This is a genomic window from Paraburkholderia sp. Tr-20389, assembly GCF_017104565.1.
Taxonomy (GTDB): Bacteria; Pseudomonadota; Gammaproteobacteria; order Burkholderiales; family Burkholderiaceae; genus Paraburkholderia.
In genome coordinates, this window is sequence record NZ_JAAGPD010000054.1 from 1 (window position 1) to 20061 (window position 20061).

At 62.7% G+C, this 20061-nt stretch carries 21 protein-coding genes; 13 read left to right on the plus strand and 8 right to left on the minus strand.

The window, feature by feature from the left end; translation table 11 throughout:
- Positions 1-126 (minus strand): CoA transferase (locus tag G3N95_RS34865; protein WP_205806409.1); only part of this gene is annotated, 126 nt, incomplete at its 3' end.
- A 306-nt stretch (positions 127-432) separates the two neighbouring features.
- Between G3N95_RS34865 and sucC the strand changes: the two genes are divergently transcribed.
- Both sucC and sucD read left to right on the plus strand, forming a co-directional pair.
- A complete protein-coding gene (gene sucC, locus G3N95_RS34870) occupies positions 433-1656 on the plus strand; it encodes an ADP-forming succinate--CoA ligase subunit beta (RefSeq protein ID WP_205974635.1) in 1224 nt (407 codons plus the stop codon).
- 1 nt (position 1657) lies between these two features.
- Entirely contained in the window at positions 1658-2530 is an 873-nt protein-coding gene (gene sucD, locus G3N95_RS34875) for a succinate--CoA ligase subunit alpha (RefSeq protein WP_205974636.1), read from the plus strand.
- 74 nt (positions 2531-2604) lie between these two features.
- Here the strand turns inward: sucD and G3N95_RS34880 are convergent, their stop codons facing one another.
- Both G3N95_RS34880 and G3N95_RS34885 read right to left on the minus strand, forming a co-directional pair.
- A complete protein-coding gene (locus tag G3N95_RS34880; RefSeq protein WP_205974637.1) occupies positions 2605-3291 on the minus strand; it encodes a GntR family transcriptional regulator in 687 nt (228 codons plus the stop codon).
- Between the two features lie 24 nt (positions 3292-3315).
- On the minus strand, positions 3316-3531 hold the full coding sequence (locus tag G3N95_RS34885; protein ID WP_205974638.1) for a hypothetical protein: 216 nt from the start codon (positions 3529-3531) through the stop codon (positions 3316-3318).
- A gap of 603 nt (positions 3532-4134) precedes the next feature.
- Here G3N95_RS34885 and G3N95_RS34890 point away from each other — a divergent pair.
- Together G3N95_RS34890 and G3N95_RS34895 are read left to right on the plus strand one after the other, a co-directional pair.
- Entirely contained in the window at positions 4135-5538 is a 1404-nt protein-coding gene (locus G3N95_RS34890; protein WP_205974639.1) for an OFA family MFS transporter, read from the plus strand.
- 22 nt (positions 5539-5560) lie between these two features.
- The gene (locus G3N95_RS34895; RefSeq protein ID WP_012403967.1) at positions 5561-5686 is read left to right on the plus strand and encodes a hypothetical protein; all 126 of its coding nucleotides are present in this window, start codon (positions 5561-5563) and stop codon (positions 5684-5686) included.
- Positions 5687-5749: 63 nt separating this feature from the next.
- Here the strand turns inward: G3N95_RS34895 and G3N95_RS34900 are convergent, their stop codons facing one another.
- The 3 genes from G3N95_RS34900 to G3N95_RS34910 all read right to left on the minus strand — a co-directional run bounded on the left by G3N95_RS34900 (position 5750) and on the right by G3N95_RS34910 (position 8797).
- Positions 5750-6979: a sensor histidine kinase gene (locus G3N95_RS34900; RefSeq protein ID WP_205974640.1), complete on the minus strand. Its 1230-nt coding sequence runs from the start codon at positions 6977-6979 to the stop codon at positions 5750-5752.
- 112 nt (positions 6980-7091) lie between these two features.
- Positions 7092-7853 (minus strand): ABC transporter permease, encoded by a 762-nt coding sequence (locus G3N95_RS34905; protein WP_012403965.1) that lies wholly within the window; start codon positions 7851-7853, stop codon positions 7092-7094.
- Positions 7850-8797, minus strand: coding sequence for an ABC transporter ATP-binding protein (locus tag G3N95_RS34910; RefSeq protein ID WP_205974641.1), 948 nt, complete (start codon positions 8795-8797; stop codon positions 7850-7852). The genes G3N95_RS34905 and G3N95_RS34910 overlap by 4 nt, the downstream gene beginning before the upstream one ends.
- Before the next feature lie 363 nt (positions 8798-9160).
- Here G3N95_RS34910 and G3N95_RS34915 point away from each other — a divergent pair, with 363 nt between their 5' ends.
- Complete coding sequence (locus G3N95_RS34915; protein ID WP_205974642.1) at positions 9161-9517, plus strand: DUF3564 family protein; 357 nt, start codon at positions 9161-9163, stop codon at positions 9515-9517.
- Positions 9518-9599: 82 nt separating this feature from the next.
- On the opposite strand, the gene katE is transcribed toward G3N95_RS34915, so the two are convergent.
- Positions 9600-11762, minus strand: coding sequence for a catalase HPII (gene katE, locus G3N95_RS34920; RefSeq protein ID WP_205974701.1), 2163 nt, complete (start codon positions 11760-11762; stop codon positions 9600-9602).
- Between the two features lie 152 nt (positions 11763-11914).
- Between katE and G3N95_RS34925 the strand changes: the two genes are divergently transcribed.
- From G3N95_RS34925 to G3N95_RS34940, 4 genes are all read left to right on the plus strand, one after another.
- The gene (locus G3N95_RS34925) at positions 11915-12319 is read left to right on the plus strand and encodes a hypothetical protein (RefSeq protein WP_205974643.1); all 405 of its coding nucleotides are present in this window, start codon (positions 11915-11917) and stop codon (positions 12317-12319) included.
- Between the two features lie 201 nt (positions 12320-12520).
- Positions 12521-13555: a ligase-associated DNA damage response exonuclease gene (locus G3N95_RS34930; RefSeq protein WP_205974644.1), complete on the plus strand. Its 1035-nt coding sequence runs from the start codon at positions 12521-12523 to the stop codon at positions 13553-13555.
- The gene (locus G3N95_RS34935) at positions 13552-15237 is read left to right on the plus strand and encodes an ATP-dependent DNA ligase (protein WP_205974645.1); all 1686 of its coding nucleotides are present in this window, start codon (positions 13552-13554) and stop codon (positions 15235-15237) included. Before G3N95_RS34930 ends, G3N95_RS34935 begins: the two co-directional genes overlap by 4 nt.
- A gap of 74 nt (positions 15238-15311) precedes the next feature.
- Positions 15312-15893, plus strand: coding sequence for a TetR/AcrR family transcriptional regulator (locus G3N95_RS34940; protein WP_205974646.1), 582 nt, complete (start codon positions 15312-15314; stop codon positions 15891-15893).
- 31 nt (positions 15894-15924) lie between these two features.
- On the opposite strand, the gene G3N95_RS34945 is transcribed toward G3N95_RS34940, so the two are convergent.
- Entirely contained in the window at positions 15925-16707 is a 783-nt protein-coding gene (locus G3N95_RS34945) for a class I SAM-dependent methyltransferase (RefSeq protein WP_205974647.1), read from the minus strand.
- A gap of 207 nt (positions 16708-16914) precedes the next feature.
- Between G3N95_RS34945 and G3N95_RS34950 the strand changes: the two genes are divergently transcribed.
- The 4 genes from G3N95_RS34950 (at position 16915) to G3N95_RS34965 (ending at position 19713) form a co-directional block, all read left to right on the plus strand.
- Positions 16915-17241, plus strand: coding sequence for a DUF190 domain-containing protein (locus tag G3N95_RS34950; protein WP_205974648.1), 327 nt, complete (start codon positions 16915-16917; stop codon positions 17239-17241).
- Positions 17242-17334: 93 nt separating this feature from the next.
- Entirely contained in the window at positions 17335-17733 is a 399-nt protein-coding gene (locus G3N95_RS34955; RefSeq protein WP_205974649.1) for a hypothetical protein, read from the plus strand.
- An 8-nt stretch (positions 17734-17741) separates the two neighbouring features.
- A complete protein-coding gene (locus G3N95_RS34960) occupies positions 17742-18110 on the plus strand; it encodes a DUF190 domain-containing protein (RefSeq protein ID WP_205974650.1) in 369 nt (122 codons plus the stop codon).
- A 157-nt stretch (positions 18111-18267) separates the two neighbouring features.
- Positions 18268-19713: an MFS transporter gene (locus tag G3N95_RS34965; RefSeq protein ID WP_205974702.1), complete on the plus strand. Its 1446-nt coding sequence runs from the start codon at positions 18268-18270 to the stop codon at positions 19711-19713.
- Positions 19714-20061: the final 348 nt, after the last annotated feature.

Here is a 20061-nt window from a genome sequence, read left to right on the forward strand (position 1 = left end):
GCCGGCGCCGGCGCGCTCCACCTTGATCACATCCGCGCCGAACCACGCGAGCAACTGCGTGCAGGTCGGGCCTGATTGCACATGCGTGAAATCGAGAATGCGCACACCGTCGAGTGCCTTGCCCATGTTGTGTCCCCTCCGAGCACTTGACGCTCTTATTTCGTTCGTCCGTGTTCAATACGGTATGTGATATATCTAATCGCTGCAAGCGCTTTCACTTTAGTAAGCACAATCCCGCATAAACGCGTGAAGCCTTTACTGACAAGGCATCGAGCCCGAATTACGAATTAAGGACACGTTTCACAAAGGGAAAACCCCGATCAGTTTCTCCGCTTGAGCATCGTTGATATATCACATACCATATATTTACACTGAGCCGACCGCCCACCCTTTTGCGCCGTCAGGCGTCGAATTCAACTAGCGAGGAGACAGGTGAATATCCACGAATATCAGGCGAAGGAACTGCTGAAAAGCTACGGCGTCGCCGTGCCGAACGGGCGCGTCGCGTTCACGCCGCGCGAAGCCGAGGACGCGGCGCTCGCGCTCGGTGGCGCGGTGTGGGTCGTGAAATCGCAGATTCATGCGGGCGGACGCGGCGCAGGCCGTTTCGCCGACGATCCGAACGGTAAAGGCGGCGTGCGCGTCGTGAAGTCGGTCAGCGATGTAGGTTCGAGTGCCCAGCAAATGCTGTCGCACGTGCTCGTCACTAAGCAGACAGGGCCGGCGGGCCGCGAAGTGAAGCGCGTGTATGTCGAGGAAGGCTGTGCGATCGAGCGCGAGCTGTATCTCGGCATGCTGATCGATCGCAGCACGTCGCGCATCACGGTGATGGCGTCGACGGAAGGCGGCATGGAAATCGAGGAAGTGGCCGCGCACACGCCCGAGAAAATCCTCAAGGTCGCGATCGATCCGGCAACGGGCCTGCAGCCGTTCCACGCGCGCCAGCTCGCCTTCGGTCTCGGGCTGACGGGCAAGCAGGTCAAATCGGCGACGCAGTTCATCGCCAACGCGTATCGCGCATTCGTCGAACTGGATGCGTCGATCGTCGAGATCAATCCGCTCGTCGTTACGCAGCAAGGCGACGTGATCGCGCTCGACGCGAAGATCAATTTCGACGACAACGCCCTGTTCCGCCACCCTTCCATCGAAGCGCTGCGCGACGAAGCGGAAGAAGATGCCGCAGAACTCGAAGCCGCCAAGCATGGGCTCAACTACGTCACGCTCGACGGCAACATCGGCTGCATGGTGAACGGCGCGGGCCTCGCAATGGCCACGATGGACATCATCAAGCTCTATGGCGGCGAGCCGGCCAACTTTCTCGACGTCGGCGGCGGCGCGACCAAAGAGCGCGTCGCGACGGCGTTCCGTCTGATTCTGCGCGACCCGAAGGTGGAAGGGATTCTGGTCAACATCTTCGGCGGCATCATGCGCTGCGACGTGATCGCGGAAGGCGTGGTGAGCGCCGCGCGCGAAGTCGATTTGCGCGTGCCGCTCGTGGTGCGGCTGGAAGGCACGAACGTCGAACTCGGCAAGCAGATTCTGCGCGACTCGGGCCTGCCGATTCTCTCAGCCGATCATCTCGCCGACGCAGCGAGCAAGGTGGTCGCCGCAGTCAAGGACAAGAACCACGCGGCAGCCGCGACGGAGGCAAACTGACATGGCCGTACTGATCGATCGTAATACGAAGGTGATTTGCCAGGGCTTCACCGGCTCGCAAGGCACGTTTCACTCGGAGCAGGCTGTCGCGTACGGCACGCAGATGGTCGGCGGCGTCACGCCCGGCAAGGGCGGCACGTCGCACCTCGGCCTGCCCGTGTTCGACACCGTCGCCGATGCCGTCGAGACAACGGGCGCGAATGCATCCGTGATCTACGTGCCGCCGCCCATGGCCGCCGACGCGATTCTCGAAGCTGTCGATGCCGAACTGCCCCTCGTCGTCTGTATCACGGAAGGCATTCCCGTGATCGACATGGTGCGCGTGAAGCGCGCGCTGGCCGGATCGGCCACGCGTCTGATCGGGCCGAATTGCCCGGGCGTGATCACGCCGGGCCAATGCAAGATCGGCATCATGCCCGGACACATTCACCGGCCGGGCAAGATCGGCGTGGTATCGCGCTCGGGCACGCTGACGTATGAAGCCGTCGCGCAGACCACGGCGGCAGGCCTCGGACAGACAACGTGCATCGGCATCGGCGGCGACCCCGTCAACGGCACCAACTTCATCGACTGCCTGGAGATGTTCCTCGCCGACGACGAGACGGAAGGCATCATCATGATCGGCGAAATCGGCGGCTCGGCGGAAGAGGACGCGGCGCAGTTCCTCAAGGACTCGCGCACGAACAAGCCGGTGGTCGGTTTTATCGCCGGGACGAGCGCGCCGCCCGGACGGCGGATGGGTCACGCGGGCGCGATCATCTCCGGCGGCAAGGGCACTGCGGGCGCGAAGATCGACGCGATGCGTTCGGCGGGCATTCACGTCGCGCAGTCGCCGGCGGCACTCGGCGAGACGATGCTGAAAGCCTTCCAGTGACGAGGTGAAATGAAAAAGGCCGGCGGACTTTCCGGTCCGCCGGCCTTGTGTTCTCAATCTTCCCGCAACGGCGCTCAGTCGAGAAAGTCGCAGTTCGCTTCGACGAAAGCGGCCAATCCCAACGAGTGCTCGCGCACGAGGCGCTCGGCGAGTTCCGTATCGCGCTTTTCCAGTGCTTCGATGATGCGCAGGTGATCGACGATCGAGCGCGACGCGCGGTCGCTCTGCGAAATCGTCATGCGCCGGATCGCGCGCACATGGATGAAGATGTTCTTGATCGTATCGAGAATGATCTGCGACTTCGACAGTTCCACGATTGCCTGATGGAACGCGATGTTCGCATTCGAATACTCGGCGATATGCTCGGCCGGCGTCGAATCGCGGAACTGATCGAACATGTGGCGCAGCCTCGCGATCTCCTCGTCGGTGGCATGCAATGTAGCGAGACGCGCGGCCATGCTTTCGAGCGCGGCCCACATCTGGATCATCTCGACGATCTCGCGCTTGCTCTTGCGCACAATATAGATGCCACGCCGCGGCACCATGCGCAGAAAACCTTCCTGCTCCAGCAGCGTCATCGCCTCGCGCACGGGCGTGCGACTCACGCCCAGCGATTCGCTCAGCGCGCGCTCGTCGAGACGGATCTCTTCGCTCGACGCGTAAATGTCGGCATCCGCGATGGCCTGGCGCAACATCGCGTAGGCCTGATCGCGGAGGCTGGCGCTGTTGCCGATGGGCTGCAGCGCCAGAGGCAGGTTCATTGCGGGTGTAGCCACAGCGTAGTCTTAGTTCGACGAGCCGACCGCGCCCATTGCGGCTTCGACACGTGCGCGGTAAGGCGTTGCTTCACGCACCGTGGCGGCTTCGAGACCGACAAAACGGCCGTGCTTCGATGCCAGCTCGGCGACATGCTGCGGAATCCAGCGCGTCAGCAACACGGTTGCGGCCGAACCCAGGCCCACGACAGCGACGGCGAAGAATGCGAGCGACACGAAATCCATTTGATGCTCCGGTCATTGAGTGATTGGATGACTCAATCATATGCTGCGTCGCGACAAAAATCAAGTATCTTGTATGTGATATATCAAATACTGTTGTTCAGCGGCGACAACAATTCCAACGTATCACGCGGGGCGCAGAACCGCGACAGTTGGCCGTCCCAAAGGAAACTGTACTTTTTTCCGGTGCCGAGAACTGTACTCGTCAGAAGAATTCGTCGGCGTTCGAATTCGGGTGAACCCGAACCTCTAAAATCCGCCGATCAGCCTTTCCATGTGCTTACGCAGCAACCGGCACGCCTGAATCGATTCGCCAAAAAACTCAATGCCCGCGCATGCTGCGTCACGCCGTCACCTGCGGCCTCATGTCGCTTGAATTCGCTGCATCCCGCTCCGCACAACGCTCCAGACGTGTTTCATATGCACTTCATTCTCATATTGCAAAGCAGGTCGCGTGCACCTATCGTCTCGCCATTGCCGAATCTGAACGCTCGTTAGCACAGTTTTAATATGTTGCAGCCCAGCATATGAAATGAAATTTGCGCTAGCTCAAGTTTCGGCAATTGCAACCGATAACCAGACGTTCAGCCCGATCGGAGACCGACCATGAGCAGCATTACTGAGCCCGGCGGCGACGCCCGCTCGCCATCATTCTTTTCGAAACAGGCAACGATCGCCCAACCTGGCTTTTCCCGCTGGATGGTGCCGCCTGCCGCCCTCGCCGTGCATCTGTGTATCGGCCAGGCCTATGCGTTCTCCGTGTTCAACGGGCCGCTCACCAAAGTCATCGGCATCACGCAATCGGCACCGGACGACTGGTCGCTGACCACGCTCGGCTGGATCTTCTCGCTGGCCATCGTCTGCCTGGGTCTATCGGCGGCGTTTGCCGGCAAGTGGCTCGAAAAAGTCGGCCCGCGCCGCACCATGTTCACGGCTGCCTGCTGCTTCGGCGGCGGCTTCCTCGTTTCGGCGCTCGGCGTGTGGATGCACCAGATCGTGCTGCTGTATCTCGGCTATGGCGTGCTCGGCGGGATCGGCCTGGGTCTTGGCTACGTGTCGCCCGTTTCGACGCTGATCCGCTGGTTCCCCGATCGCCGCGGCATGGCAACGGGCATGGCGATCATGGGCTTCGGCGGCGGCGCGATGATTGCCGCACCGCTGTCCGTCGCGCTGATGAACCACTTCAAGAGCGCGACGAGCATCGGCGTGGCTGAAACGTTCATCGTGCTCGGCATTGCGTACTTCATCTCGATGTCGATCGGCGCGCTCGCGATCCGCGTTCCGCCCGCAGACTGGAAGCCGGCCGGCTGGACGCCGCCCGCGACCACGACGCAGAAGATGATCACGCGCAACCACGTGCACATCGACCAGGCGCTGAAGACGCCCCAGTTCTATCTGATCTGGCTGGTGCTGTTCCTCAACGTGACGGCGGGCATCGGCATTCTCGGCCAGGCGTCGGTGATGATCCAGGAAAGCTTCAAGGACACGGTGACGGCTGCGGCAGCCGCGGGCTTCGTCGGTCTGCTGTCGCTCTTCAACATGGGCGGCCGCTTCGTGTGGGCATCGGCGTCGGATTACGTCGGCCGCAAGAACACGTACTTCATCTTCTTCGCGCTGGGCGCCGTGCTGTACTGGCTCGTGCCGAGCTTCGCGTCGACGGGCAACATCGCGATGTTCGTGCTGTGCTACTGCGTGATCCTGTCGATGTACGGCGGCGGCTTCTCGACCGTGCCGGCCTACCTGGCCGACATGTTCGGCACCGCGTTCGTCGGCGGCATTCACGGCCGTCTGCTGACGGCGTGGGCGGCAGCAGGCGTCGCAGGTCCTGTGCTCGTCAACTACATCCGCGCCTACCAGGTTGCGCATGGTGTTGCGAAGGCAGACGCCTACACGATGACGGTCCACATCATGACCGTGCTGCTCGTGATCGGCTTCATCTGCAACCTGCTCGTGAAGCACGTGCACGAAAAGCATCACATGACGGACGCGCAACTCGCATCCGCCAAATAAGGTCCGACACAGGAGAACGACAATGTCGACGCAAAACGCTCATCCGACGAACAAGGGCCTCATGGCCGTGTTCTGGCTGTATGTGCTGATTCCGCTGACGTGGGGCGTGGTCAACACGCTGCTGCAGGCGATGAAGCTGTTCGGCTAAGCCGATCCGCAACGCAGTAAAACAAAAGGCCGGGCAGCGATGCCCGGCCTTTTTGCTTTCGCGCTAGAACGCCGGCGCTTCGCCCGGATGCGGGTGCAGCGGGAAGGTGATCTCGAACGTCGTGCCGACGCCCGGCTGCGAATCGAAGCGCAGATCGCCGCCCAGCATGCGGCACAACTCCTTGACGATCGCGAGGCCGAGCCCCGCACCGGGCACGTCGTCGTCGTTCGCGCGTTCGAACTCCCTGAACACGCGATCCCGATCCGCTGCGCCGATGCCCACGCCCGTATCCGAGACCCGCAGACACCACGCGTCGCTACCACGCGCGCGTATCTCCAGCGTCACTTCGCCCGCCTTCGTATACTTCGCGGCATTCGTCAGCAGATTGATCGCGATCTGCTTGAGCTTCAGACGATTCGACTGCACCGACGCAAGTTGTCCGTCGAACGAGGCATTCAGCTTGAGCCCTTTCTCGCGGATCGCCGGACCGCACGACGCGACCAGTTCCTCGAACAGCGCGTGGAGATCCACGGTTTCGATCGCGGCCTGATTCGTGTCGCCGAGCACGACCGAATATTCGACCAGTTCGTCGACGAGCACTTTCATGTCGGCGGCCTGCCGGTTGGCCAGCGCCAGTGCGGCTTCCGTTTTCGACGGTGCGCGCGCCACGAGTTGCAGCGCCATCGAAAACACATTGAGAAAATTTCGCAAGTCATGCACGACGCTGCGCGTGATCTGCATGCGCGACTCGTACAGTTCGCCGACCAGATTCTGCTTGAGCAACAACTCGTGATTCGCGCGTTCGAGCCGCCCCGTGTACTCGTCGATCTTGCGGTCACGCTCCGTCACCACTTCGCGCACGGACGTGAGCGTGACGAAGCTGACGGACTCGTCGATGAAATAGCGCGCGCGTTCTTCGTAACGCCGCGTGAAGGAGGGATGCGCTTCCGCGTACTGGACGACGGCGCCCATCAGCACCTGGCGGAACAGATCGAGTTCACGCACGAGTTCGTCGATGCGATAGCCCTGTTTCCAGCGCATTTTGCCGTGCAGCCGCGCCTTGCGTTCGATCTCGGGTTCGACTTCTTCGAGATCCTGTTGCTCGAGTGCGCTGCAGATGGATTCGAGTATGTCGGGAACGTGATCCGACAATTGCTCGTTGGTCAGCCGGTCGGGTTCCGTCAACTCGACGTCGTTGAACACCGACTTAAGCCAGCGTTCAGTGAGTTCAACCTCGTTCTTGCGGATGTACCCGGCGAATGCGCCGAGTGGTCGTGATTGCGTCGTGGCCATGTGTCGCTCGCGCCCCGCTAAAAACGTCGTGATGCGATGTGGAACGGCTGCGGCGCCGCGTAAGGCCGCAACCTTCGCCCATGCCGGCTGTTCGCCGACGACGTTCATCCTACTACGACTTGAGGCGGTAACCCGTTTTGAAGATCCACGCGATCACTGCAAGGAAGATGCAAAGAAAGAGCGCCGTCATGCCTAGACTGATGCCGACGCTGACGTCCGCCAGCCCGAAGAAGCTCCAGCGAAAACCGCTGACCAGATAGACGATGGGATTGAACAGCGTGACGACCTTCCATGCGGGCGGCAGCATCGCCACGGAATAGAAGCTGCCGCCGAGAAACGTCAGCGGCGTGATGATGAGCAGCGGCACCAGCTGCAGCTTCTCGAAGTTGTCGGCCCATATGCCGATGATAAAGCCCAGCAGACTGAACGTGACGGCCGTCAGCACGAGAAACGCCACCATCCAGAACGGATGCTGCACCTGTAGCGGCACGAAAAGCCCCGCCGTGGCGAGAATGATGAGACCGAGAACGATCGACTTGGTCGCCGCCGCACCGACATAGCTGATCACGATCTCCAGATACGACACGGGCGCGGAGAGCAGCTCGTAGATCGTGCCTGTGAAGCGTGGAAAATAGATGCCGAACGATGCATTCGAAATGCTTTGCGACAGCAACGACAGCATGATGAGCCCCGGCACGATAAACGAGCCGTAGCTGATGCCTTCCACTTCGCGAATGCGCGAGCCGATCGCCGAGCCGAACACGATGAAATACAGCGACGTCGAAATGACGGGCGCGATGATGCTCTGCATCAGCGTGCGCCCCGTGCGCGCCATTTCGAAACGATAGATGGCGCGGATTGCATGAAGGTTCATCGCACGCTTTCCTCTTGTTGTTTTCGGTGCACGAGACTCACGAAGATGTCTTCGAGCGAGCTTTGGGTCGTATGCAGATCCTTGAAGCGGATGCCCGCTTCGCTGAGATCGTTGAGCAGCGCAACGATGCTGCTGCTCTTCTCTCGTTCGGCGTCATACGTATAGACCAGTTCGGCGTTCTCGTTCCCGAGTTCCAGCCCGTAGTGCGCGAGCGTCGCGGGGATACTCGCTAGCGGCGTTTCGAGTTGCAGCGTCAACTGCTTCTTGCCGAGCTTGCGCATCAGTTCCGCTTTTTCTTCGACGAGCTTCAGTTCGCCGCCGTTGATCACGCCGATGCGGTCCGCCATCTCCTCGGCTTCCTCGATGTAATGCGTGGTGAGGATGATCGTCACGCCGTTCGCGGACAGCGAGCGCACCAGCTTCCACATGTCGCGGCGCAGTTCGACGTCGACGCCTGCCGTCGGCTCGTCGAGAAACAGCACGCGCGGTTCGTGCGACAGCGCCTTCGCGATCAGCACGCGCCGCTTCATGCCGCCCGACAGCTGGATGATGCGGCTATTGCGCTTCTCCCATAGCGACAGATCGCGCAATACCTTTTCGATGTACGCCGGATTCTTCGGCTTGCCGAACAGACCGCGGCTGAAGGATACGGTGGCCCAGACGGTCTCGAACGCGTCGGTGGTCAATTCCTGCGGCACGAGCCCGATGAGCGTGCGCGCGGCGCGATAGTCGTTGCGGATATCGTGACCGTCGACCGATACGCTGCCTTCCGTCGCGTTGACGATGCCGCAGATGATGCTGATGAGCGTGGTCTTGCCCGCGCCGTTCGGCCCGAGCAATGCAAAGATTTCGCCTTGGCGAATGGAGAGGTCGATACGCTTGAGGGCCTGAAAGCCCGTTGCGTAGGTCTTCGACAGATTCGAAACCGAGATAATGGGTCGCATAGACGCGAACGATAGCAGATAGCGCCCGCCCGCGCCGCTAGTCTGCCCGTTCCTCCGTTTCGGCACCGGTTATGCGCGCGGAATCATCAAAAGCACTCAAGCTGGGCGACGATGCCGCGTAAAAACGCCAACGGCGGTTTGCACTTTGTACAGAGCAATGGGCGGCGCAACTCGCGGCGCACGCCGCCTGGCCTTGCGGCATCGCGAACGCGACGATGCCCACACGTTGGAACAGGCGTTGCTTGATCCGGCGCAAGCCATTGCCCTGCCGCCGATGCACATGCGGGCAGCACCTGAGCAATGCGCCGCCCCAGCACCTTGCCGCGACGTCCGCGCGGCCGATCAAGCGGACATGGAGGCTTCATGCGTCTGTCGATCCTGATCAATACATCCGACCCGACCGTCAATCACGACTACGCGGTGTTGTGGCTCGACACGATCAGCCGCGCATGGACGTCGCAGGATCGTCGCGGCGTCGAGTTGCCGTCGTCGGGCGACATGCGCGAGGACGGCCACATCATGTCGCTTTGTGCATGCGGCAGCGAACAGCCGCTCGTCACGCTGTACGGCGTGCGCATCGACCGGCATGGCAACATGACGTCCGCGCAGGGCCAGGCGACGTGGATCTCGCATTCGCGGCCCGACGGTGTCGCAGGCTACTGGCGGCTCCAGGCCGTCGAACGCGACGGCTCGCATTCGCCCACTCCGGCGCGACGATAGCCGCTTTCGCGCTTCGAACATAGAACGGCGCCGTTGGTGTGCATGACAGCAACGGCGCCTCTTCTTACATCCGTACGACGTTTTAAGCAGGCACCGACTCCGCCGCCTGCCGGCGCGACCACACGCGATGCTGGCCGGCTGCATCGATGAACGCCTTCAGCACGGCGTCCACCTTGCCGTCATCGCCGATGGATACGCCATCGGCCTTCTCCGGCAGATGCGTCGCGCTCAACAGTTCCTTACCCGCGCCGATCGCTGCAATCGCCTTCAGATGCCGGAACGCTTCGAGCACGAAATGGCGCGCATCGCCCGATTGCGCGAGCGTCTTCGCCCCCTGCTCGCCGCCCACCACCACGACGCCGTCGAACATGATCGACGGCATGCCGGAGATGGTCGCATCGGGATTCATGCCGTCGATGGGCGCGAGTGTCGGCGCGATCACCAACGGCGTCGCGCCTTCCGCCTTCAGCGCGGCCTGCACGCTTTTGATCGTCGCGCCATCGCTGCCCGGCGCGGCGAGCACCGCGACCTTGCGCGTCTTGATGCCCTTGACGCCCCGGTTCAGGAGACTCAACGCCGGCGACGGCTTCTGCTTGCCCACCGCTCGCGCGCCCTTGCCGGGCTTCGGCAAGCCGAGGCCTTCGGCGACGGTCGCAGCGAGGTCCGAATCGAAGTTCGCGAGAATCTCGTTGACGACGCGCGCGCGAATCTCGGGCTTCGTCACCTTGCCGAGTTCGAACTGATACGCGAGCGCGATATGCTCCTTCTCGACATCGCTCATGCTCTGATAAAAGAGCGCAGCCTGCGAGAAGTGATCGGCAAACGACTCGCTGCGCACGCGGATCTTCGTACCTTCCATCGGCTCCGCATAGCTTTCGAAGCCGCCATCCGTTGCAGCAGGATCCGTCTCCCTGGGCCACGCGTCGTTCAGCGAGTTCGGCTCATATGAAGCCTGGCCGACGTTGATGGTCTGTCTGTGCATGCCGTCGCGCTGATTGTTCACGTTCGGGCTGATGGGACGATTGATCGGAATCTCATGGAAGTTCGGCCCGCCGAGCCGGCTGATCTGCGTATCGGTGTACGAGAACAGACGACCTTGCAGCAGCGGATCGTTCGTGAAGTCGATGCCCGGTACCACGTGTCCGGGGTGGAAAGCCACCTGCTCCGTTTCGGCGAAGAAGTTGTCGGGATTGCGGTTCAACGTCATCTTGCCGATGATCTTCACGGGCACGATTTCCTCGGGTACGAGCTTGGTCGGATCGAGCAGATCGAAGCCGAACGAATCCTGATCCTTCTCTTCAATGATCTGCACGCCGAGTTCGAACTCAGGGTAGTCACCGCGTTCGATCGCTTCCCACAGGTCTCGGCGATGGAAATCGGGATCCTTGCCCGCGAGTTTCTGCGCTTCGTCCCACAACACCGAATACGAGCCGAGCACGGGCCGCCAGTGAAGCTTCACGAGACGCATGGCGCCTTTCGCGTTGATGAAGCGGAACGTGTGGATGCCGAAGCCTTCCATCGTTCGCAGGCTGCGCGGAATCGCGCGATCCGACATCGTCCACAGCACCATGTGCGCGGACTCGGGCACGAGCGACACGAAGTCCCAGAACGTGTCGTGCGCGGAGCCGCCCGTCGGCATTTCGTTCGGCGCTTCGGGCTTCACGGCATGCACGAAGTCGGGAAACTTGATCGCATCCTGAATGAAGAACACGGGCATGTTGTTACCGACCAGATCGTAATTGCCTTCGGACGTGTAGAACTTCGTTGCGAAGCCACGCACGTCGCGGACGGTATCGGCCGAACCGCGCGGACCTTGCACGGTGGAAAAACGCACATACACGGGCGTCTGCACCGAAGGGTCCTGCAAAAAGGCCGCTTTCGTGCATTCGGCCATCGACTCGTACACCTGAAACACGCCATGCGCCGCCGAGCCACGCGCATGGACGATGCGCTCGGGAATGCGCTCATGATCGAAGTGCGTGATTTTTTCACGCATGATGAAATCTTCGAGCAACGACGGACCGCGCGGCCCCGCGCGCAACGTGTTCTGGTTGTCGGCGATTTTCACGCCCTGATTCGTGCGCAGTGCTTCGTTTTTCGGCCGCGCGCGCGAACCTTCGAGATCCTTCGATTTGAGATCTTCCGCCGGCGCGGAAGACGACGGATTGCGCTGCTTGCTTGCCATCGGTAGGGCTCCTTTGTTTGAGGAATGGCGCGCGACGTATCGAGCGTACGCGGCCTGCATCGTCGATGGACGGTGCAAGCAGTGTTCCTGGCGCTCAGCCAGGCAAGTGTCCTGGGGAGCGGCACAGGGTTTGCGCAAAGAAAGACACGGGTGGGTCGAAAGCATCGACTCGCCGACTGGTGAAGATTCAACCATCTCCTGGAGGTTCGACCATGAAAAGCACGACGAAAAAGGTACTCGCCACTGCCCTCGTGATGGCTCTGTCCGGTGGTGTCTACGCTCAGGGTGCAGGTGCAGGCGGAGGCGCGGGCGGTAACGGCGCAGGCGGCAGTTCGTCCGGCAACGGCGTCGGTGCGGGCGGCGGCAACACGGGCGGCGCAGGCGGCGTAGCGACGCCGGGCGCCAACATGAACCGCATGCCGCGCGGCAGCACGAACGACAGCGGCTACGGCACGCCTGGCACGACGGGAACGGGCGGCGGCGCGGGCACGGGCACGGGCGCGACGCCGAACAGCATGAGCCGCTCGTACAACGGTAACAACGGTACGACGCAGCAACGCGGCACGATGCAGCAGAACGGCACGATGCAGCCTGGCACCAACCAGGGCGGCCAGTGACGCTGCGTGACGGGCTCGTAACTTCGTAAGAGTGCGTTCTCATGCAGGCGCCCCGGCGTTCATCGGACGCCGGGGCGTTTTGCATTCCTGGTCAATAATGCGTCAACGCGAACTTCCAGCCCGTTGCGCAAGTCCATCGATGCACAGGCCAACACCTTACCGACACCGCCTGATTCCCGCGCAGACAGCCCGGAGACAAACGTGAGCCAACAGACGGACCTGATCGTCGCGCGTCCCGAAGGTTTGTACTGCCCGCAAGGCGACTTCCATATCGATCCGTGGCAACCCGTCGAGCGCGCCGTGATCACACACGCTCATGCCGATCACGCGCGCTTCGGGCATCGCCGCTACCTGGCCGCCGAGCCCGGCGCGCTCGTGCTGCAATCGCGGCTGCCGGGCATCAATCTGCAAACACTGGAATACGGCGAGCGCATCGCGATCAACGGCGTCGACGTGTCGCTGCATCCGGCGGGACATGTGCTCGGTTCGGCGCAAGTACGCGTCGAATATCGCGGCGAAGTATGGGTCGCATCCGGCGACTACAAGCTCGACCCCGATCCCACCTGCGCGCCGTTCGAGCCCGTGCGCTGTCACACCTTCATCACCGAATCGACCTTCGGCCTGCCCATCTACCGCTGGGATGCGCCGCAAACCGTGTTCGACGACATCGACAGCTGGTGGCGCCATAACGCGGCAACGGGCCGCGCTTCCGTGCTGTTCTGCTATTCGTTCGGCAAGGCGCAGCACATACTCGCGGGCGTCGATGCGGGCATCGGGCCGATCTTCTGTCACGGCGCCGTCGAACCGCTGAATCGCGCGTATCGTGCGGCGGGTGTCGCGCTGCCGCCCGTGCAACTGGTGAGCGACATTCCCGCAAAGAACAAGGAGGCCTTCCGGCAAGCACTCGTGATCGCGCCGCCCTCGGCGCAAGGCAGCGCGTGGCTGCGGCGCTTCGGCGACTTCAGCGACGCGTTCGCCTCGGGCTGGATGCGCTTGCGCGGCACGCGCCGGCGACGCGGCGTCGATCGCGGCTTCGTGTTGTCCGATCATGCGGACTGGCCCGGATTGCAAACGGCCATCGCCGCGACGGGCGCGCAGCGTGTGATCGTCACGCACGGCCAGGTCGAGCCGATGGTGCGCTGGCTGCGCGAACAGGGACTCGAAGCAGGTGCTTTCGCCACCGAGTATGGCGACGACGCGATCGAAGCCGATGCGGCGGCGCCCGAAACATCATGAAGCGCTTTGCCACGCTCTACACGGCACTCGACGCGACCACGTCGACGCGCGACAAGCTCGACGCGCTGATCGCCTACTTCCATGCCGCGCCACCCGAAGACGCGGCGTGGGCGTCGTATTTTCTGGCCGGCGGCAAGCCGCGCCAGTCGGTGCCCACACGCCTGCTTACCGAGATCGCGCGTACCCGCGCGGGTCTGCCCGAGTGGCTGTTCGAAGAGTCGTATCAGGCCGTCGGCGATCTCGCGGAGACCATCGCGCATGTGCTGCCGCCCGCCGCGCGCACGTCGGAGCTGGGGCTCACGCAATGGATCGAAGAACGCATCCTGACGCTTCGCGGCGCATCGCCGGACACACTGCGCGAGCGTCTCGTCGCGTACTGGGACGAACTCGACTGGAGCGGCCGCTTTCTGTTCACGAAGCTGATCGGCGGCGGCTTTCGCGTGGGTGTCGCACGGCAGCTCGTGGTGCGCGCGCTCGCCGATGTCGCGGGCGTCGACCACAAGCTGATCGCGCAGCGCATGGTCGGCTGGACGGATTCGAGCCAGCCGCCCGACGCCGCGCGTTATCTGCGCCTCATCGCACCCGCGCCTTCCGACGATGCAAACGGCGATGCTGAAGCCGCGCTCGCTCGTCACGAGAGCGAGCGCGGCCTGCCCTATCCGTTCTTTCTCGCGCATCCGCTGCAAGCCGATCCGGCGACACTCGGCGAGCCGTCGTCGTGGCTCGCCGAATGGAAGTGGGACGGCATACGCGCGCAAGTGGTGAAGCGCGATGGCCGCGTGTGGGTGTGGTCGCGCGGCGAAGATCTGATCACGGACCGCTTTCCCGAAGTCGTCGCGTTGGGCGAAGCGCTGCCGGACGGTCATGTGCTCGACGGCGAAATTCTCGCGTGGGAACCCGACGCGCTCGCGCCACTGCCGTTCGCACGGTTGCAACCGCGCATCACGCGCAAGTCGCTGACAAAGCGCGTGCTCGCCGAATCGCCCGCCACGTTTCTCGCGTACGATCTGCTCGAAGCACGCGGCGACGATCTGCGCATGCAGCCGCTGCAAGAACGGCGTGCGAGGCTCGACATGCTTGGCGCGACGCTCGCCGGTACGCTCGCGAAAGATCTGCTGCGCGTGTCGCCGCTCGTCGACGCACACGACTGGGATGCACTCGCCGCGCTGCGCGGTGAAAGCCGCGCACGCGGCGTCGAAGGCCTGATGCTCAAGGAACGCGCGTCGATGTATGGCGTCGGACGCACAAAAGCGGCGGGCACGTGGTGGAAATGGAAGATCGATCCGTTTGCGATCGATGCCGTGCTGATCTACGCGCAACGCGGCCACGGCCGGCGCGCGAGCCTCTACACCGATTTCACGTTCGCCGTGTGGGACGAAGCGGACGGCGTACGCACGCTCGTGCCCTTCGCGAAGGCCTATTCGGGCCTGACAGATGACGAGATGCGCGAGGTCGACGCGATCGTGCGCAAGACGACCGTCGAAAAGTTCGGCCCTGTACGCAGCGTCACGCCGACGCTCGTGTTCGAGATCGGCTTCGAAGGGATTCAGTCGAGCCCTCGCCACAAATCCGGCGTGGCCGTGCGCTTTCCGCGCATGCTGCGCTGGCGCACAGACAAGCATATCGACGACGCCGACACGCTGGCGACACTCAAGGGCTTCATCGACGAACGCGCACGCTGATGTCACCTTCTTTGTGCATTCTAGCCAACGGTGTCAAAATATCGCTTTGAGCATTTCCCGACCGAGGCAAAAACATGGCTGGAGTTCGTCAGTTCAATGAAGACGACGCCTTCGCGCAAGCGCTGGACGTATTCTGGCGCAAGGGCTTTCGCGCGACGTCGATGCTGGATCTCGCGGAGGCGACGGGCGTCCAGCGCGGCTCGCTGTACAACGCATATGGCGACAAGGAAGAGATCTTCATGCGCGTGTTCGACCGCTATGCGCAGCGCTTCATCGCGGACGCACGCAAAGCGCTCGACAAGCCCGATCTGCACGATGCACTGACCTCGTTCTTCACGTTCGCGATCCGTTCGATCACGCAGGGCACGCCCACGCGCGGCTGCCTGTCGACGAAAACGGCCGTCGAGATCGATCCGGACTCGCCGCGTCCGCGCGAAGCGTTGCAGGCCATGCTCGATGCGCTCGAAGGGGCCGTGCTCGCCGTGCTCGACACCAAGGAAGCGCGCGCACAACTGACGCTGCCGCCGCAGCAGGCCGCGAATCTGATCGTCACGACCACGCGCGGCATCGCGGTGATGGAGCGCGTGTACGGCGATCCAAAGAAGCTGAAGCAGACCGCATTTGCGCTCGTCGATGCGCTGGTGCGCAAGCACTGATCAACTCAGCCTTGCAACCGTTCTCGATGCGTCAATCGATTCGCGTCGCGCGGTAGGCGTACGTGACATACGGCACGGTCACGACATCGCGCGATGCAAGCGCCGGCTCCGATGCAATCAGCGCACGCACGTCGCGCTCGACTTCAGCCCATGCTTCGGGCGGCAACGCGAGAATGAAGCTCGTCGAATGGACGCGCGTCACGATCACATCTTCGACGGCACCCGTATGTCCATGCGGCATGTGTCGCTCTTCCAGCGCACTGAAACCTTCGGCGGGAAAAGCATGGCGCCACTCGCCCGTGTGATAGCGCGGCGCGTCGCCTTCACGCGCATTGACGATGGCATCGAGTTGCGCCACCCACGGCACGCGCGCATCGCGCACGTTCCAGACGAGCCCGAGATGTCCTCCCGGTTTCAGCACGCGCCGGATTTCAGCGAGCGCTTCGCGCGATGCGAACCAGTGAAACGACTGTGCGCAGAGCACGGCATCGACGGATGCATCGCCCAAGGGCAATTGCTGCGCCGTGCCTTCGCGCACGTCGACCTGCGGCAGCGCCGCTTTGAGCTTCTCGCGCATCTGCGCAACGGGTTCGATCGCGATCACTTGCGCGCCCGTTTCGACGAGGCGCGGCGTGAACTTGCCCGTGCCTGCGCCGAGATCGACGGCGACTTTGGCGGCCCCGAGCGCCAGATCGTTTTCCAGCCAGTCTGCCAGTTCCGGCGGATAGTCGGGCCGCCCTTTCACATAGGTGTCGGCGCCCTTCGTATAGCCTTCGGACGCGGCGTGGTGAACATGGGGTGTGTCTTGATTCATGGCGGTGATCCGGCGTATAGAAGATGATCATTGTGAACGATCCATTTACACGCGAGCAATTGACCAGCGCTCGATAATCCGTGACGCACTGCCGCATCACGTTCATGCGAGGAATGGGCATCGCTCTTGCGTGACTGTCACGCGCGCGATCGCAGCGCGATAATGGTTCTCACGCTTCAGCGCATTTGAAGCGCATGGAGATCGGCGATGCAAGGCAGCCAGCTCACCGTGTTCGCGGCCACCACCGGCCCGCGCAAGCATCATCAGACAACAGTCGGCTGGATCCTCGACGAAGCGCGCCAGGCGGGCATTCAGGGTGCAACGGTGGTCGAGGTCAGCGAATGCATCGACGTGCACGGCAAATATCACGCGGCGCGCTTCGTCGAACTCGCCGATCAGCCCGTCGCCATCACGCTCGCAGGAGAAGACGCCCGCGTGGATGCGCTGCTCGACCGTCTGCGGCAAGGCAACGTGCCGCTCTTCTATACCCGCTGCGCAGTCGAATACGAGGTGCTGGGCAGCGGCGTTCCATGAAAGCGCGTAATCTGCTTGAGATCTGACACACACGCTTATCGACACGCGCACCCGTTGCAGTGCAACGCGAATCCGGGCGACAGGAGAAACGCGATGAAAACAGAGCCACGACTCTTGCATGATGTCGGACTGTTCGATGCCGTGTTCGCTTGCATTCACGACAAGGATCCATCCGTGCGCGCAGGCACGATGTTCGGCTGCCCGGCTGCCTTCGTCGATTCGCAGCTCGCGTTTTGCGTGTACGGCAGCGGAATCGGCATCAAGCTGCCTGCGGAACGCGCAGCGATGCTGGTGGACGCCGGCCGTGCGTTCGCCTTTCAGCCGTATGGCCGCTCCGCGATGCGCGAGTGGGTCGAGATTCGCATACCGCGCGAGCGGGTCGGCGAAATCGCTTCCGTGCTGATCGAAGCGGTCGACTATGCGCGGCATCATGTGAGCCATGTGGGCGGCAAGGTTCCGTCTGCTGCGGCTTCGCACGCGCAGCGCCGATGAGCGATGCGATGAACGGCTGTCAATTGACCTTCTTCACCGAGCGCAGCCGCAAGCACGGTCATCAGACCGTGTGCGAATGGCTGCTGCACGAGGCACGCGCGCTCGGCATACGGGGCGCGACTGTCGTCAACTGCGCGCAGGGCGTCGGCCATGCGGGCGCACACCATGCAGCGCATGCGCTCTCGCTCAGCGACCAGCCGCAACAGATCATCCTCGCCACGACAGATGACGAAGCGGACCGTCTGCTCGACATCGTGCGCGCGGCGAACGTTCATGTGTTCTTCACGCGCGTGCCCGTGGAATTCGGCTGGATCGGCGACGATGCAGCCGCCGGTCCGCCGAAGCATCACGGTCTTTTCAGGCGCCACTCGAGCTGACGCTGCACGCCGGGGCCTGCGCGATTCGCGGCGCTGCTGCGCGCGATCGGACTCGTGCGGACAGGCTCGCGCGTGAGCCGATGGCAGCTGGCGTGCCGTGTTCCAAGTGCCGTTGTAATCACAACGTCATGGCATTTCGCGTACGGGCTATGCAATAATCAACGCTCACTTACATCGCTCGCCGCCCGTGCTGCTTGCCATCAAGGCTTTTATCGCTCCTGTCATCGTCGCCTGCGCGATGTTCATGGAGAGCGTCGATGCGAATGTCATCGTCACTGCGCTGCCCGAGATGGCGCGCGCCTTCGGCCGGGATCCCGTCACGCTGAAAATCGCCGTCACCAGTTACGTGCTGGGGCTCGGCGTGTTCATTCCCGTTTGCGGATGGCTGGCCGACCGTTTCGGCGCGCGTTCGGTGTTCCGCACGGCGATCGGCATTTTCGTGGTTGGCTCGCTGCTGTGCGCGGCGTCGACGTCGCTCGCCACCTTCACCGTCGCGCGCTTCATTCAGGGCGTGGGCGGCGCGATGATGGTGCCCGTTGGACGCATCATCATTTTCCGCGTGGTGGAGCGCTCGGAGTACGTGCGCGCGATGAACTACCTGAGCGTGCCGGCGATGCTCGGGCCCGCGGCTGGGCCGCTGCTCGGCGGCTTCATCACGACGTATCTGCACTGGCGGCTGATTTTCTTCATCAACATTCCCGTCGGCATTCTCGGCATCTGGCTCACGAACAAGTACATCAAGAACACGCGCGAGCCGCATCCCGGTCCGCTCGACTGGACGGGCTTCGTTTTGTCGGCGGGTGGTGCCTCGCTGTTTCTGCTGGGGCTGTCGCTCACCGACGGCGAACTCGTGACGGTCACGACAGCGACGGTGATGACGCTGGTTGGCGCGGTGATGCTCGGCGTTTATGTGCTGTATGCGCGGCGCGTCGAGCGTCCTTTGCTCGACTTGCGGTTCTTCCGCGTGCCGACGTTTCAGGCGAGCGTGCTGGGTGGCTCGCTGTTTCGCATCGGGCTGGGCGCCGTGCCGTTTCTGCTGCCGCTGGTGCTGCAGGAAGGGCTTGGCATGAGCGCGTTCGAGTCGGGGCTGATCACGTGCGCGTCGGCGTTTGGCGGCATGTTCATGCGCACGATGGCCGCGACCGTGTTGCGGCGCTGGGGCTTTCGCACGGTGCTGATGTACAACGCGGCGTATTCGGGCATTGCGATTGCCGCGTGCGGCGGGTTCTTTCCGGGCACGCCGACGTGGCTGATCTGGGTCATCGTGTTGCTGGGCGGCTTCTTTCCGGCTTTGCAATTCACGAGTCTCAACTCGATGACTTATGCGGAGATCGAAAGCCGCGACGTGGGGCGTGCGACGAGTCTCGGCAGTGTCGTGCAACAGATTTCGCTGGGGCTCGGGGTGACGGTTGCGGGGATCGTGCTTTCCATCACGCGGGCGTTGCATGGGCATGCGGCTTTGCAGTGGTCGGATTTCTGGCCCGCCTTCGTGGTTGTCGGGTTGTGTTCGGTTGCTTCTATTCCTGTTACCAGGCGGTTGGCGGCTAACGCCGGGGATGAGATTGTCAGGGGGAAGCGGGAAGTCACGACTAAGGCGTCGTAGTAGCTGGTTTTTTTATGCGCCTGTGCGGCGCGGGCGTTTGCGATTTTTACGCCTGGCGCTGGAGTCTGCGTTATGCCTTTCTTTCTCGCTGGCATCCGCGGTTTGCTTCTGGTTTGCTGGTGTTGCCCCTGTGCGGGGCGGCACTTACTTTCTTTGCCGCCGCAAAGAAAGTAAGCAAAGAAAGCGGGCTAACACCGCCAGTGCTACTTGTTGCCTGCGGGCCCCCGGCAGTTCTTACGCTCCAGGCGGCAACGCACTTGTTTTCGCGCGTTGCCAGCGTGCTAACTCACGCATCACCCGCTTCACACTCCCGCGTCACGGGCCACGTTACCAGATATCCACGGCCGC

Excerpts from the sequence above, each read along its gene's own strand:
- G3N95_RS34895 (WP_012403967.1), top strand. The coding sequence starts at position 5,561 with ATGTCGACGCAAAACGCTCATCCGACGAACAAGGGCCTCATGGCCGTG.
- G3N95_RS34905 (WP_012403965.1), bottom strand. The coding sequence starts at position 7,853 with ATGAACCTTCATGCAATCCGCGCCATCTATCGTTTCGAAATGGCGCGC.
- G3N95_RS34880 (WP_205974637.1), bottom strand. The coding sequence starts at position 3,291 with ATGAACCTGCCTCTGGCGCTGCAGCCCATCGGCAACAGCGCCAGCCTC.
- G3N95_RS34915 (WP_205974642.1), top strand. The coding sequence starts at position 9,161 with ATGCGTCTGTCGATCCTGATCAATACATCCGACCCGACCGTCAATCAC.
- katE (WP_205974701.1), bottom strand. The coding sequence starts at position 11,762 with ATGCAGGCCGCGTACGCTCGATACGTCGCGCGCCATTCCTCAAACAAA.
- G3N95_RS34910 (WP_205974641.1), bottom strand. The coding sequence starts at position 8,797 with ATGCGACCCATTATCTCGGTTTCGAATCTGTCGAAGACCTACGCAACG.
- G3N95_RS34885 (WP_205974638.1), bottom strand. The coding sequence starts at position 3,531 with ATGGATTTCGTGTCGCTCGCATTCTTCGCCGTCGCTGTCGTGGGCCTG.
- G3N95_RS34960 (WP_205974650.1), top strand. The coding sequence starts at position 17,742 with ATGAACGGCTGTCAATTGACCTTCTTCACCGAGCGCAGCCGCAAGCAC.
- G3N95_RS34890 (WP_205974639.1), top strand. The coding sequence starts at position 4,135 with ATGAGCAGCATTACTGAGCCCGGCGGCGACGCCCGCTCGCCATCATTC.
- G3N95_RS34900 (WP_205974640.1), bottom strand. The coding sequence starts at position 6,979 with ATGGCCACGACGCAATCACGACCACTCGGCGCATTCGCCGGGTACATC.
- sucD (WP_205974636.1), top strand. The coding sequence starts at position 1,658 with ATGGCCGTACTGATCGATCGTAATACGAAGGTGATTTGCCAGGGCTTC.
- G3N95_RS34955 (WP_205974649.1), top strand. The coding sequence starts at position 17,335 with ATGAAAACAGAGCCACGACTCTTGCATGATGTCGGACTGTTCGATGCC.
- G3N95_RS34940 (WP_205974646.1), top strand. The coding sequence starts at position 15,312 with ATGGCTGGAGTTCGTCAGTTCAATGAAGACGACGCCTTCGCGCAAGCG.
- G3N95_RS34925 (WP_205974643.1), top strand. The coding sequence starts at position 11,915 with ATGAAAAGCACGACGAAAAAGGTACTCGCCACTGCCCTCGTGATGGCT.
- G3N95_RS34950 (WP_205974648.1), top strand. The coding sequence starts at position 16,915 with ATGCAAGGCAGCCAGCTCACCGTGTTCGCGGCCACCACCGGCCCGCGC.
- G3N95_RS34935 (WP_205974645.1), top strand. The coding sequence starts at position 13,552 with ATGAAGCGCTTTGCCACGCTCTACACGGCACTCGACGCGACCACGTCG.
- G3N95_RS34945 (WP_205974647.1), bottom strand. The coding sequence starts at position 16,707 with ATGAATCAAGACACACCCCATGTTCACCACGCCGCGTCCGAAGGCTAT.